The 13,159-nt window shown below is 68.2% G+C and carries 12 protein-coding genes; 7 read left to right on the top strand and 5 right to left on the bottom strand.

Annotation, left to right across the window (positions count from 1 at the left end; translation table 11 throughout):
• Nucleotides 1–86 precede the first annotated feature (86 nt).
• On the top strand, nt 87–866 hold the full coding sequence (locus M2351_RS06790) for an alpha/beta fold hydrolase (RefSeq protein WP_264655349.1): 780 nt from the start codon (nt 87–89) through the stop codon (nt 864–866).
• Nucleotides 867–947: 81 nt separating this feature from the next.
• Here M2351_RS06790 and M2351_RS06785 read toward each other — a convergent pair whose 3' ends face one another.
• Nucleotides 948–2,423, bottom strand: coding sequence for a hypothetical protein (locus M2351_RS06785; RefSeq protein ID WP_264655348.1), 1,476 nt, complete (start codon nt 2,421–2,423; stop codon nt 948–950).
• Nucleotides 2,424–2,636: 213 nt separating this feature from the next.
• On the opposite strand from M2351_RS06785, the gene M2351_RS06780 reads away from it, so the two are divergent.
• The 3 genes from M2351_RS06780 to M2351_RS06770 all read left to right on the top strand — a co-directional run bounded on the left by M2351_RS06780 (nt 2,637) and on the right by M2351_RS06770 (nt 4,855).
• Complete coding sequence (locus M2351_RS06780) at nt 2,637–3,380, top strand: hypothetical protein (RefSeq protein WP_264655347.1); 744 nt, start codon at nt 2,637–2,639, stop codon at nt 3,378–3,380.
• A 256-nt stretch (nt 3,381–3,636) separates the two neighbouring features.
• A complete protein-coding gene (locus M2351_RS06775) occupies nt 3,637–4,128 on the top strand; it encodes a response regulator (protein WP_264655346.1) in 492 nt (163 codons plus the stop codon).
• Nucleotides 4,129–4,210: 82 nt separating this feature from the next.
• Entirely contained in the window at nt 4,211–4,855 is a 645-nt protein-coding gene (locus M2351_RS06770; protein WP_264655345.1) for a glutathione S-transferase family protein, read from the top strand.
• Between the two features lie 91 nt (nt 4,856–4,946).
• On the opposite strand, the gene M2351_RS06765 is transcribed toward M2351_RS06770, so the two are convergent.
• Together M2351_RS06765 and M2351_RS06760 are read right to left on the bottom strand one after the other, a co-directional pair.
• Nucleotides 4,947–6,308, bottom strand: a complete 1,362-nt coding sequence (locus M2351_RS06765; RefSeq protein ID WP_264655344.1) for an HlyD family type I secretion periplasmic adaptor subunit — start codon at nt 6,306–6,308, stop codon at nt 4,947–4,949.
• Between the two features lie 61 nt (nt 6,309–6,369).
• A complete protein-coding gene (locus M2351_RS06760) occupies nt 6,370–8,067 on the bottom strand; it encodes a type I secretion system permease/ATPase (protein WP_264655343.1) in 1,698 nt (565 codons plus the stop codon).
• Nucleotides 8,068–8,315: 248 nt separating this feature from the next.
• Between M2351_RS06760 and hutH the strand changes: the two genes are divergently transcribed.
• Together hutH and M2351_RS06750 are read left to right on the top strand one after the other, a co-directional pair.
• The gene (gene hutH, locus M2351_RS06755; protein WP_264655342.1) at nt 8,316–9,863 is read left to right on the top strand and encodes a histidine ammonia-lyase; all 1,548 of its coding nucleotides are present in this window, start codon (nt 8,316–8,318) and stop codon (nt 9,861–9,863) included.
• A 124-nt stretch (nt 9,864–9,987) separates the two neighbouring features.
• Nucleotides 9,988–10,518: a peroxiredoxin gene (locus M2351_RS06750; RefSeq protein ID WP_264655341.1), complete on the top strand. Its 531-nt coding sequence runs from the start codon at nt 9,988–9,990 to the stop codon at nt 10,516–10,518.
• A gap of 42 nt (nt 10,519–10,560) precedes the next feature.
• Here the strand turns inward: M2351_RS06750 and M2351_RS06745 are convergent, their stop codons facing one another.
• Together M2351_RS06745 and eno are read right to left on the bottom strand one after the other, a co-directional pair.
• Nucleotides 10,561–11,349 carry a rhomboid family intramembrane serine protease gene (locus M2351_RS06745; RefSeq protein WP_264655340.1) on the bottom strand — a complete coding sequence of 263 codons (789 nt, stop codon included), beginning with the start codon at nt 11,347–11,349 and terminating at the stop codon, nt 10,561–10,563.
• Nucleotides 11,350–11,509: 160 nt separating this feature from the next.
• Entirely contained in the window at nt 11,510–12,787 is a 1,278-nt protein-coding gene (gene eno, locus M2351_RS06740; RefSeq protein ID WP_264655339.1) for a phosphopyruvate hydratase, read from the bottom strand.
• 280 nt (nt 12,788–13,067) lie between these two features.
• Between eno and pqqA the strand changes: the two genes are divergently transcribed.
• Nucleotides 13,068–13,148 (top strand): pyrroloquinoline quinone precursor peptide PqqA, encoded by an 81-nt coding sequence (gene pqqA / locus M2351_RS45060; RefSeq protein ID WP_014240199.1) that lies wholly within the window; start codon nt 13,068–13,070, stop codon nt 13,146–13,148.
• The last annotated feature ends 11 nt before the right edge of the window (nt 13,149–13,159 follow it).

Genomic DNA, 13,159 nt, shown 5'->3' with positions numbered 1-13,159 from the left:
GCACCGTTCGTGGAATTTGCGGGGCTTTCAAGCGGACCGCTCTGCTAGGATCGGCCATCATCCAACGACCATGCATCGGGATCTCCATGGCCCAGGGTCTTCCCCTCACCTATCTGGAAGCCGGCGAAGCGAACGGCGGCACGCCCCTCCTGGTCCTGCACGGGCTGTTCGGTTCGGCCCGCAACTGGCAGACGCTGGCCCGGCGCTTTGCCGAGACGCACCGCGTCTACGCGCTCGACCTGCGCAACCACGGCGGATCGCCCTGGTCCGACAGCATGACCTATGCGGAAATGGCCGACGACGTGCTGCGCTTCCTCGACGACCGCGGTTTCGCGCGGGCGGCGGTGGTCGGTCATTCCATGGGCGGAAAGACCGCCATGACGCTGGCGCTGAAGCACCCGGACCGGGTCGAGCGACTGCTGGTCGCCGACATCGCGCCGGTGACCTACACCCACACCCACGCCCCCTTCGTCGCCGCCATGAAGCGCGCCGACCTGGCCGGCCGCACCCGGCGGTCGGAGATCGATTCCCAACTGGCCGAGGCGGTGCCGGAGGCGCCGCTGCGCTCCTTCCTGTTGCAGAACCTCGTGCTGGAGCAGGGCGCGTTCCACTGGCGCATCAACCTGGACGCCATCGGGTCCTGCATGGAGAGCCTGATCGGCTTCCCGGATCTGGGCGACGCCCGCTACAGCGGCCCGACGCTGTTCGTCGGCGGCGGACGGTCCGACTACATCCTGCCGGAATACACCGCCCCGATCCGCCACCACTTCCCGAACGCGCGGATCGAGATGATCGAGGGCACCGGCCACTGGCTGCACGCCGAGCGGCCGGAGGATTTCGCCAAGATCGTCGAAGCGTTCGTCTGAGCCAAACAAGTCCAAGCACAAAAGAAACGGGGGCCCGAAGGCCCCCGTAATGCGCGTGCAAGCGAAAAGCCGAACCGAGGATCAGACCGCGCCCTGGCGGACGCCGCTCTTGGCCGCCGCGCCCGCCGTCTGGTTGAAGGCGTCGCGCAGGTAGGGCGACAGCGCCTGGCGCATGGTGCGCAGCCATTCGTGGATGATGATCAGCGAGCGGGAGGCGACGGGCGGGGTCATGCCCAGCTTCACGAGATCCTCGCGGGTCATCTGGGCGACCTGGTCGATGCGGTGGCCGGTCAGCCGCGCCCAGGCCGGGGCCGTGCAGGGCGCCATGGAGATGACCTCCACGCCCTCACGCTCCACCATTTCCGCCTTGCGGCGGGCGTACTGGCTGTCCTCCAACTGCGAGAAGGGGCCGGAGAAGCCGTTCTCCACCAGCACGCGCTTCGCCTTCGGGGCGATGGTGGCGATGCGTTCCAGCGTGTTCATGCCGGTGGACAGCGAGGCCAGATCGACGGTCACCGGCACCATGAAGGTCAGCCGCTCGCCCTCGCCGACGTAGTAATCGAAGCCGGACACCTCGGCCCAGTTGAAGAACCACTGGGAGATGTTGCCGCCGAAGTCGAACAGGCGGCCGCCGCGCTGCAGTTCCGGCCCGATCAGGTCCCAGAACTCGTAGAAGCCATCGCCCGAACCCATCATGTTCATGAAGTCCTGGGTGATGCGGCGGTGCTCCACCACCTCCGGCCCGAAGAGACGGGCAAGGCGCTCGTTCACTTCGTACTCGACGACCTTGAGCTGGAGGCCTTCGAGCATGGCGGTCGCCATCAGGTGATGGGACAGCAACGTCTTGCCGACGCCGCCACGGTCATTGAGGACGAAGATCGTGCCCAGCATGCGATCGCCTTTCAAAAGAGTGTTCGTTGTCAAAATCCCGTGGACCGGGTCTTGAAGAATGGGGGTGGATGGAATCGGCGCGGGCGCCACAGGCGCCGGCGTGGCGGGCGGCAGGACGGCGGCCTCGACGGCGACGGACTCCGCCACGGGCGAAACTGCCACCGGCAACTCCGGTTCGGGAAACGCCAGTTCAGCCGGTTCCGGTTCGGGCGGCACGACGGGAGTCGACGGAAGAGACGGCGGCGGTTCGGACACCGGTGCGGCATCCTCCTCCGGAACGCCGCCCGGCGCGGCGGCCATAGGCTCGCTCGCATCGGACGCGGTTGCCGAGGCGTCGGACGCACGTCCGGCTTCAAGGGCGGCGCGGTGAACCGCCTCCAGCGTCTCCGCGGAAGCCGGCGGGCCGTCGGCCTCCGCATCGCCAGAGCGCGCCTCGTTGCCCACCAGGAAGAAGGCGGAGCGCAGCGTCACGGGCGAAATCGGCTGGTTGTCGCGGGCGGTGATGCCCAGTTTTGCGAGGATGTCCGAGATGTCGGCCCAGGACAGCCCGCGCTCTCGCATCAGGCCGATGTCGGCGTAGCTTTCGCGAACCGCCTGCATGGCCGAGCGGTTGCCAGTCGGGCGATCGGCCAGGAGCCGTTCAAGTTCCGCGCGATCAATCGACACCGTGCTTGTCCGGCAAATAGGTCGTTCGAGGGAGGGGTGGGTAGGATTTGTGATACCGCAGGATTCCGTTCCCTCCGGCGCGCAAAAAATAGTACAAGCGATTGGGGTGCGCAAACGGTTTCCAAACATGTTCAACCGCGTTAAACATGTGACACGGCATCCTTCCTTCGTCCCAGGGTTGATTGCAGGATAGGACCCAGGGGTTTGGCAAAGATGCCCAATGACTTTCGGCCGCAGTTGCCGCCGGGACCCGACGGGACCCGGGGTCCGTCGCAGGCGATCGGCTTCCAGGAGCTTCGGCAGGCCTGGGAGATCTCGACCCTCCGCGAGGATGTGGAACGGCTGGTCCAGGGGACGGAAGGGCTTCGCGACCGGATTGAGGATGCGGTGGAACTGGTCCGCAAGCGCTTCGCGTCGATGACGGCGGAGGATCTGGCGGACTCGGAGCGCATGGCGCCGCTCCTGCAATTCGCCGTGTCCACGCTCCTGGAAATCCGCGACGAGGCACGCCGCATCGACACCCGGACCGGACCCGTCGCGGACGAGGACCGCCCGTCTTGGATGGCGGCGAACGAAACACCGCGCCTGCGTCCAAGCCAGCCGGCGCAAGCTCCGGATACGCCCGCTTCCCCGCCCGCGCCCCCCGCTCCGGCTGCGAGGAAACCTGAACCTCCTCCAGCGGCGCCGGCTCCCCCGGCCGCGCCGGAGTTCCCGGGTGTGCGGCCGGAGCCGACCGCGGCGCCACCGCCGCCCTCCGCATCGCGCTTCACGCCCACGGTCTATGCCGCGCCCCCTCCTCCACCCAAGCCGGAGCCACCGAAACAGGAACCCGCCAAGTCGTCATCCGGGTCATGGCTGTCGCCCTTGACGGGAAACGGGCGGAAGTCCGAACCGCGAGACGGGACAGCCACAAACCCGCCCAACGGCATCGACTGGCTCAGCCGCTCCGACCGCTGAACCGCAACCTTCCGTCGTCCGGTGCCAAACGGGACACACTGAAGCATTCCAGCAACAGTCTGTGACGCTGTTGCCGCGAATGTGCGTGTTCGTTGCAATTTTGCTTGATATTCCTTTTGGCGAAGGCTACCACTTTCTTTGGTAAATGAATTTTTACCAAAAAAACAGGATGGGGCCACGCCGGCGGCGCTTCGCTGGCAGCGCTGGTCCCATCGGGCGCAACAAGCGCGCGGGGGCGGTCGTGGCACGGGACGACATGGATACATTGACCAAGCCGGGCTCCAGCGCGGAACGACGCCATCGCTGCGGCCCCGCAAACATCCTGCAACGGCATGACTCCGTCCGCGGGTACGCACCGCCGGTCGTCCGGTCGTTGCGCCTTCTGATCGTCGAGGACGAGGCCATTGCCGCGGAGGCCGTGTGTATGGCCGTCACCGACCTCGGCCACACCGTGTGCGGCACCGCCCGCACCGAGGCGGAGGCGGTCGAACTGGCCGGGCGCGAGCGTCCCGACGTGGCGCTGATGGACGTCCGCCTCGCCGGCGGCGACGGGATCGAGGCCGCACGACGGCTGCACGCCAACTACGGCATCCGGTCGATCTTCCTGTCGGGTTACGCGAACCACACCATCATGGCCCGAATCACGGAAACCTATCCGCTGGGCATCGTGAACAAGCCCTTCTCGCTGACCCAGCTCAAGCTCGCGCTCGACCTCGCGGCGCGCCGGGTGCGGGTGGCGCGCGACTGACCCCCTCCCCGTCCCGGAAGCCTTGACCGCCCTTTCGTTGCAGCCGATGATCGGCTTCAACGAAAAAGGGAGGATTCCACCGGTGGCATCAAACCGCGACGTCACGCTGTTCCACAGCCCGAACACCCGCTCGACGGGCACGCTCATCCTGTTGGAGGAGCTCGGGGCGCCCTACACGCTCAAAGTCCTGAACATGAAGGCGGGGGAACAGCGCCAGCCCGCGTTCCTGGCCGTGAATCCCATGGGCAAGGTGCCCGCCATCCTGCACGGGGACGCGCTGGTCACGGAGCAGGCCGCCATCTTCCTGCACCTCGCCGACCTGTTTCCGGAGGCCGGCCTCGCCCCCGCGTTCGACGACCCGCTGCGCGGCCCGTACCTGCGCTGGATGGTGTTCTACAGCTCCTGCTTCGAACCGGCGGTCGTCGACATCGCCCTGAAACGCGAGCCGGCGCCCGCGACGATGTCGCCCTACGGCAGCGCCGAGACGGTGTTCGACACGCTGTCCGGCCAGCTGCGCAAAGGCCCCTGGATGCTGGGCGACCGCTTTACCGCCGCCGACGTGCTGTGGGGCATGGCGCTCTCCTGGACGGTCGGCTTCAAGCTGGTGCCGGAACGGCCGGAGTTCATGGACTACATCGCGCGCGTCACCGCCCGCCCCTCCTTCGCCAAGGTCCAGGCGGAAGACGCCGAACTCGCCGCCGCGCACGCGGCCGCGGTTGGCACCTGACATCCAGACATCAAATGGGCACAAGGAAAGGGCGGCTCTCCCTGGGGAAGCCGCCCTTTCCTTGTCGAGAACCCGTCGGATCGTCCAGGAATTACTCCTGAATGAAGGCCCTCACGTAGGTGCTCTTGATCGGCTGGATCAGGTAGTCCAGCGGCGTGCGCGCCGACAGGACGATGCGGGCCTCGACCGGCATGCCCGGCTTGATCTTCAGGTTGTGCACCTGGTGGGAATCGCTGTCCTGCAGGCGGATGCGCGCGATGTAGTTTTCCTGCCGGGTGATCGGGTCCATGATCCGGTCGGCCGACACGTAGGTCACCGTGCCGTCCAGCGAACCGACGACGCGGCTGTCGTAGGCGGTCAGCTGCACCTTCACGGGCAGATCGACCGACAGCGACTTGATGTCCTTCGGCTGCACCTTCACCTCGGCCAGCAGGGCGCGCTCGTCCGGGATGATGTCCATGATCGGCTCGTTGGCGGTGATCGTTCCGCCAGCGGTCCAATGGCTGTGCATCACCACCGTGCCTTCGTCCGGCGCTTTGATCGCGCGCGTCTCCAGCCGGTTCGCGGCGTCGCGGATCTGCTCCGCCAGCTTCACGATGTCGCCGCGGGCCTTTTCCAGATCGACCAGCACCTTCTCGCGGAAATCGTTCCGGCGGCGCAACAGGTCGCCTTCGGCATCCACCGCGGACTGCTTGGACTGGGCGATGCGGGCCTCCAGCTCACGGTCGCGGCCCATCAGCTGGGCCAGTTCCTTCTGCTGCTCGACCAGCTTGGTCCGGGTCGAGTTGCCGCGGGACAGCAGGCCCTGGGTGATGCGCTGGTCTTCCTCGCTCAGCGCGATCTCGCGGGCCAGGAACTGGCGCTGGCTCTGCAGGCTGACGCCTTCCTCGCGCAGGGTCGCGACGCGCTCCCTGGTCAGGCGCGCCTCGGTGTCCAGCTGGTTGCGGCGGACCTGGAACAGAGTGTCCTGGTTGCCCATCAGCTTGTCCACCGTGCGGTCGGCGCCGCGGCGCCGGGACAGGTCGTCCGGCCACTGGATCTGCGGCTGTTCGAACAGTTCGGCGGTCAGGCGGGCCTCCAGGGCCTGCGTCTCGATCCAGGAGGTGGTCAGCACCTGGAGCTTGGTCGCGGCCTCGGTGCTGTCCAGACGCATGAGGACCTGCCCGGCCTTCACCTTGTCGCCTTCCTTGACCAGGACTTCGTCGATCTGGGCGGTTTCGGTGTGCTTCACGGTCTTGCGGCCGGTCTCCGGAGCCAGGGCGCCGGACGCCATCACCGCGCTGTGGAGCGGCGCCAGGGCGGCCCAGGCGGTCATGCCGCCGAAGCCAACCGCGAGCACCAGGAAGCCGCCGGTCAGCAGCCCGCTGACCCGGGTGTCGGGGACCAGCGCGCGGAGCGCGCTGAGCGACGTCATCGTCTTGGTCTTGTAGGAATGCAGGGTGATGTCGGTCATGGAATTCGGTCCTTAATCGCCTGGAGTCGCGGCTGCCTTCGGTGCAATCAGGGGGTCGGCGTCAGCCGGCCGCGCTCTGCTGCACCGGCGCCGGGCCGATGTTGCGCAGGCGGGCCCAGTTGGCGCCCTGCTGCGGCTGCTCCTGGCGTTGCGGCAGTTCGACCGCCATGCCGTTCTTCAGCACGAAGGTCTTGTCGGACAGGTCGACGAAGGCCGGGGAATGGGTCAGCACGATGGTGGTGGTGCCGCGGCTCTTGGCCTCGGCGATGAACTCGCGCACCGCCTTGTGGCCGATCTCGTCCATGCCGGCCGACGGCTCGTCGAGCACCAGCAGCGGCGGGGTGGCGAAGCCGGCGCGGGCCAGCGCGATCAGGCGGGCCGAAGCGCCGGTGATCGGGAAGAAGGGATCGGCGACGTCCGTCTCGTAGCCGTTCGGCAGCGTCTCGATCCACTCGTGGATGCCGGCGCGCTTGGCGGCGTCCTCGACCTGCTCGCGGGTCGCCTCGGTGAAGCGGGCGATGTTCTCGGCGATGGTGCCGGGCAGCAGGTCGGCGTTCTGCGCCATGTAGCCGATGCCGTGCGCCGGCTCGTCCGGGTTCAGCGCGGCCAGCGCCAGGCCGCCGAGGCGGACGGTGCCGGCCGACGGCACGGCGACACCGGCCAGCAGGCGCGCCAGGACCGACTTGCCCGACCGGTTGGGACCGGCGATGCAGATGGTCTGGCCCGGCTCGATCGCCAGGGTGACGCTGCGCAGGATCGGCTTCTGGTCGCGCGGCGAGACGAACAGCAGGTTCTCCACCGTCAGGCGCTCGCGCTCCAGCGGGACCGCCGGGCGGGCCGGCTCACGCGCCAGGCGCTTCAGCAGCGGGTAGAGGCGGCGGAAAGCCTGCCAGGACTTCTGCAACTGGCCCCAGGCGCCGGCCGTCTGCTCGACCGGGGCGAGGCCGCGGCCGACCAGCATGGAGGTGGCGATCATGCCGCCGAAGGACAGGTGCTGCTCGATCACCAGCCAGGCGCCGACGCCGGTCACGGCGATCTGCAGGATCATGCGCACCCACTTGGTCACGGCGCCGATGGCGGCCGACCGCTCGGTGGAGCGGCCCTGCAGGGCCGACGAGGTCAGGGCGTCGCGGGCGACGGCGTCCAGCGCGCTCGGCCCCATGCGCAGGCCGCGCACGGTGTCGGACTTGGTGAGCAGCGCGTCGAACAGCTTCTGCGAACGGCCGGCCGGCAGCTTGCCCTCGTCGGCGAAGCCCTTGACGGCCCAGTGGCCGAGGAAGCCCATGAAGGCCATGACCGCCATGGAGGCGACCAGCAGGGCGGCGAGCAGCGGGTGGATCAGGTAGATGCCGATCACGTAGAGCGGCGCCCAGGGCAGGTCCATCAGGGCGGGGATCGACGGCCGGGTCAGCGCGCCCTTGACCTCCATGAGGTCGTTGAGCGGCGTGCTGTCCGGCCGGCCGCGGCCCGAGGCCTCCAGCACGTCCGCGGTCAGGCGGCGGCGCCAAGCCACATCGAGCGCGTTGCCGGCGCGGCACAGGATGCGGGAGCGGACGGTTTCCATGGCGGCGATCAGCGACAGGGCGATCACCACGATCACCGTCAGCATGACCAGCGTCTCAATGTTTCCGGACGGGATGGCCCGGCTGAACACCTGAAGGGAATACAGCGGCATCGCCAGCATCAAGGCGTTGATGGCGGCGCTGAACACAAAGGCACCAACAAGTATCCTGGAGAAATAGCGCCCACCGAACGTCATGTCTTTATCGGCCTTTTCAGAGCCGCGATTAAAGAGGCGAGGCATTTATAGCCCTCCAATTGTCACCGTTTGAGGCAGTGCCCACTGGATGCAGGCGAGGACCAATTGACGCCAGCTTGGTAAATGAAAGATAAAGATTGACCCACATCACAGGTTTGCCACCGAAAACCACCCCCTTTGCGCAGGCCAGGTCGGAACCTCATGTGTAGGGGAGGACGTTTTCGCAAGTACCCGAGGGGGAAGATCGCATGAACGACAGGCTGACGCTGGAACCCGGCCATTTGACGCTGGCGCAGTTGCGGCGGATCGCGCGCGGTCCGGCCACGCTGTTGCTTGCGGCCGACTGCCGCCCGCGCATCGAGGCGTCGGCCCGGACCGTGGCGGCGGCGGCGGGCGGCGACCGGGCCGTCTATGGCGTGAACACCGGCTTCGGCCTGCTCGCCCGCAAGCGCATCGCCCCCGACCAGGTGCGGGAGCTGCAGCGGCGGCTTGTCCTGTCACACTGCGCCGGCACCGGGCCGGACCTGTCCCCGGCGGTGGTGCGGCTGATCCTGGCGCTGAAGGTCAACGCGCTGGCCCGTGGCCATTCCGGCGTGCGGGTGGAGGTGATCGAGGCGCTGCTGGCCCTGTTCAACCGCGGGGTCCTGCCGGTGGTACCGGCCAAGGGCTCCGTCGGCGCGTCCGGCGACCTCGCCCCCCTCGCCCACCTCACGGCCGTGTTGATCGGCGAGGGCGAGGCGGACATCGACGGGGAAAGGCTGCCGGCCGCCGAGGCGCTTAAGCGCGCCGGCCTGTCCCCGCTGGTGCTGGAGGCGAAGGAGGGTCTGGCGCTGCTCAACGGCACGCAGGTGTCCACCGCGCTCGGCCTCGTCGGGCTGTTCGCGGCGGAGGACGCTTTCGCCGCAGCGCTGGTGGCCGGCGCGCTCAGCGTCGACGCCGCGCTGGGCAGCGACGGGCCGTTCGACGCGCGCATCCACGATCTGCGCGGCCAGCCCGGGCAGCGGGATGTGGCCGCCGTCTACCGCAACCTGCTCCAGGGCAGCGCCATCCGCGAGTCCCATCGCGGCGACCACGGGACGGTGCAGGACCCCTACAGCCTGCGCTGCCAACCGCAGGTGATGGGCGCGGTGCTCGACCACATGCGCTTCGCCGCCGGGGTGCTCGAGCGGGAGGCGAACGCCGTCTCCGACAACCCGCTGGTCTTCCCCGACAGCGGCGACATCCTGTCCGGCGGGAACTTCCACGCCGAGCCGGTGGCGATGGCCGCGGACGTGCTGGCGCTCGCCATCGCCGAAACCGGCGCGCTGTCGGAACGGCGCATCGCCTTGCTGATGGACACCAACCTGTCCGGCCTGCCGCCCTTCCTGGTGGCCGACGGGGGCCTGAACAGCGGCTTCATGATCGCGCAGGTCACCGCGGCGGCGCTGGCCAGCGAGAACAAGCAGATGGCCCACCCGGCCAGCGTGGACAGCCTGCCGACCTCCGCCAACCAGGAGGACCACGTCAGCATGGCGACCCACGCCGCCCGACGGCTGGGCGACATGGCAGACAACCTTGCCGGCATCCTGGCCATCGAGCTGCTGGCCGCCGCGCAGGGCATCGACCTGCGAGCGCCGCTCGCCTCCTCCCCCCTTCTGGAGCGCGCGAAAGCCCTGCTGCGCGCCCGTGTGGCGCCGTGGACGGACGACCGCGCCATGGCCCCGGACATCGCCGCCGCGAAGGCGCTGGTCGTGGATAACGTCTTCGCCGGGATCCTGCGCGAGGCCGGGCACGACATCGCGAACGCCCGCGCATGAGACATGACCGCGCACGCGTTCCGTCTTCGTTTGGAGCGGCGAAAACAAACGGTTAAGGTCGGGATCTCATTCCGCCGGCCGCCCCGTCGCGGCCGCCACCGCACCAATCATTCCGGAGATGGTCATGGAAGGGCGCAAGGTCCCCCAGGTTGTGTTCAAGACCCGCGTGCGCGACGAGAGCGTCGGCGGGCCGAACCCGTTCCGTTGGCAGGACGTCGGCACCGACGAGCTGTTCGCCGGCAAGCGCGTCGTCGTGTTCTCGCTGCCCGGCGCCTTCACGCCGACCTGCTCCAACCAGCAGGTCCCGACCTACGACAAGCTCTATCCGGAGTTCAAGGAGCTTGGCATCGACGAGGTCTACTGCTTCAGCGTCAACGACGCCTTCGTCATGTTCCAGTGGGGCAAGCACCTGGACGTGAAGAACGTGAAGCTGGTCCCCGACGGCTCGGGCCATTTCACCCGCCGCATGGGCATGCTGATCAACAAGGACCATGTCGGCTTCGGCCAGCGCAGCTGGCGCTACGCCATGGTCGTCAACGACGGCGTCATCGAGAAGCTTTTCGAGGAGCCGGGCATCAACGACGCCGGCCAGGGCGGCGACCCGTACGGCGAATCGTCGCCGGAGACGGTGCTGGCCTACCTGCGCGCGCGCTGAGCCAGGGCTTTCCCCTCTCCCGCATGACGCGGGAGAGGGCATTCAGCGGAACGGGCGGCGGCGGTCGCCCGCGTCGGGGACGCTGCCCCGCCGCATCGGTGCGCCCGGCGGCAGCACCGCGAAGGCTTGGCTGTGCGCCGGTTCCAGCAGAGGCACGTTCGGCCGCTTGAAGAAGGTGATCAGCACGACCCCGGCCACGAATCCGCCGACATGCGCCCAGAAGGCCACCCCGCCGTCGCTGGTCGTCGGTGTGGACAGGCCGCTGAGAATCTGGCCGAGGAACCAGACGCCCAGCACCAGGATCGCCGGCACGGTGATGATCCGGACGATGATGATGAACCAGAACAGCACCCCGACGTTGGCGCGGGGGTGCAGCACCAGATAGGCCCCCAAAACGCCGGCGATGGCCCCGCTGGCGCCCAGCATGGGAACCTCCGACGTCGGGTTGGCGATGCTCTGCGCCAGTGCCGCGGCCGTGCCGCACAGCAGGTAGAAGACGATGAAGCGGCCCCGCCCCATGCTGTCTTCGACGTTGTTCCCGAAAATCCAGAAATACAGCATGTTCCCGGCGATGTGCAGGAAGCCGCCGTGCATGAACATCGACGTGACGACGGACATCCAGGGCGGGATCACCCGCAACGGTTCCGGCAACTCGGCATGGCCGAACAGGACCGCCGGCACGACCCCGAAGGAGTAGACGGCCAACTGCTCCCCCCGCGACCCGAGCGAGAGCTGCCAGAGGAAGACCAGCACGCACAGCGCGATCACCGCGATGGTGACGACCGGCGTCCGCCGCGTCGGGTTGTCGTCGTACAGCGGAAGGAACAGCATCGGCCGGGCCTATGGTTGCGGGGAACCCCGCCCATAGGATGGCGACGGCGTTGTGTTCCGCCAAGTTCCCGCAGCGTCGCACCGCACCCTGAATATACGACGAGGGGCCCACAATGGGGCCCCTCGCGCGTTCCAGACCAGGGTCAGGCGCGCCCGGCGGTTAGGCCTTGAGGATGCCGCGGCCGGCGAAGCGGGATGCGGTGCCCAGCATCTCCTCGATGCGGATCAGCTGGTTGTACTTGGCGAGGCGATCCGAACGGCTCAGCGAGCCGGTCTTGATCTGGCCGCAGTTGGTGGCGACGGCGAGGTCGGCGATGGTGCTGTCCTCGGTCTCGCCGGAGCGGTGCGACAGGACGGCGGTGTAGCCGGCCTTGTGCGCCATGTCCACGGCTTCCAGCGTCTCCGACAGCGTGCCGATCTGGTTGACCTTGACCAGGATCGAGTTGCCGACGCCCTTCTTGATGCCCTCGGCCAGGCGCGCCGGGTTGGTCACGAACAGGTCGTCGCCGACCAGCTGCACCTTGTTGCCGATGGCGTCGGTCAGGGCCTTCCAGCCCTCCCAGTCGTCCTCGGCCATGCCGTCCTCGATCGAGATGATCGGGTAGCGGCCGACCAGGTCCGCCCAGTAGGCGACCATCTGCTCGGAGCTCAGCGACTTGCCCTCGCCGGCCAGCTCGTACTTGCCGTTCTTGAAAAACTCGGTCGAGGCGGCGTCGAGCGCCAGCATGACGTCGTCGCCCGGCTTGTAGCCGGCGGCCTCGACGGCCTTCATGACGAAGCCGAGCGCCTCGTCGGTGGAGGCGAGGTTGGGGGCGAAGCCGCCCTCGTCTCCGACGTTGGTGTTGTGGCCGGCGTCCTTGAGCTTCTTCTTGAGCGCCTGGAAGATCTCCGAGCCCATGCGGACGGCCTCGGCGCCGGAGGTGGCGCCGACCGGCATGATCATGAACTCCTGGATGTCGATCGGGTTGTCGGCGTGCGCGCCGCCGTTGATGATGTTCATCATCGGCACCGGCAGCAGCGTGGCAAACGCGCCGCCGACGTAGCGGAACAGCGGCAGCGCGGCCTCTTCCGCCGCAGCCTTGGCGACGGCCAGCGACACGCCGAGGATGGCGTTGGCGCCCAGCCGGCCCTTGTTCGGCGTGCCGTCCAGCTCGATCATCGCCAGGTCGACCGCGCGCTGGTTGGAGGCGTCGAGACCCGCCAGGGTGTCGTAGATCTCGCCGTTCACCGACACCACGGCCTTCAGCACGCCCTTGCCGCCGTAGCGGGACTTGTCGCCGTCGCGCAGCTCGACCGCCTCATGCGCGCCGGTCGAGGCGCCCGACGGAACCGCGGCGCGGCCGAAGGCGCCGGATTCCAGCAGGACGTCGACCTCCACGGTCGGGTTGCCGCGGCTGTCGAGGATCTCGCGGGCGTGAATTTCGGTAATGGCGCTCATGATTGGTTTTTCCTCCGCGTTGCGCGCGTAATCCGGGCGAAAAAAGAAGCGCGCGGGCTTGATAGCCCCGCCTGAGGGGGGATGCAAGGCCGCAGGGGCGGAAAATCGATCGGATGGACGCGCGGAAGGAAGCGTCCCGCCCGGCAGCTCCCTATCCTGTTGAGCCGGCGCCTCCTTCCAAAGTCGCATAGACCGGCTGAACGGGGGCTCGTAGCGTTTCAGTGTTCGCTGGTCCGGCGAACGAATCGCCATCCCGGCACCCCACGCGGAGGAACGCACCATGAAGACCTGGCGCAAGCCCCAGATCGTCGAAATCGCCGTCGGCACCGAGATCAACGCCTACGCCTGCGCCCGCCTTTGATCCTGGCGCGC

Source organism: Azospirillum canadense (assembly GCF_025961225.1).
In the GTDB taxonomy this organism is placed as follows: Bacteria; Pseudomonadota; Alphaproteobacteria; order Azospirillales; family Azospirillaceae; genus Azospirillum; species Azospirillum canadense.
The sequence above is the reverse complement of the archived record's forward strand: the minus strand, read 5'-3'. Positions and strand labels throughout refer to the sequence as shown.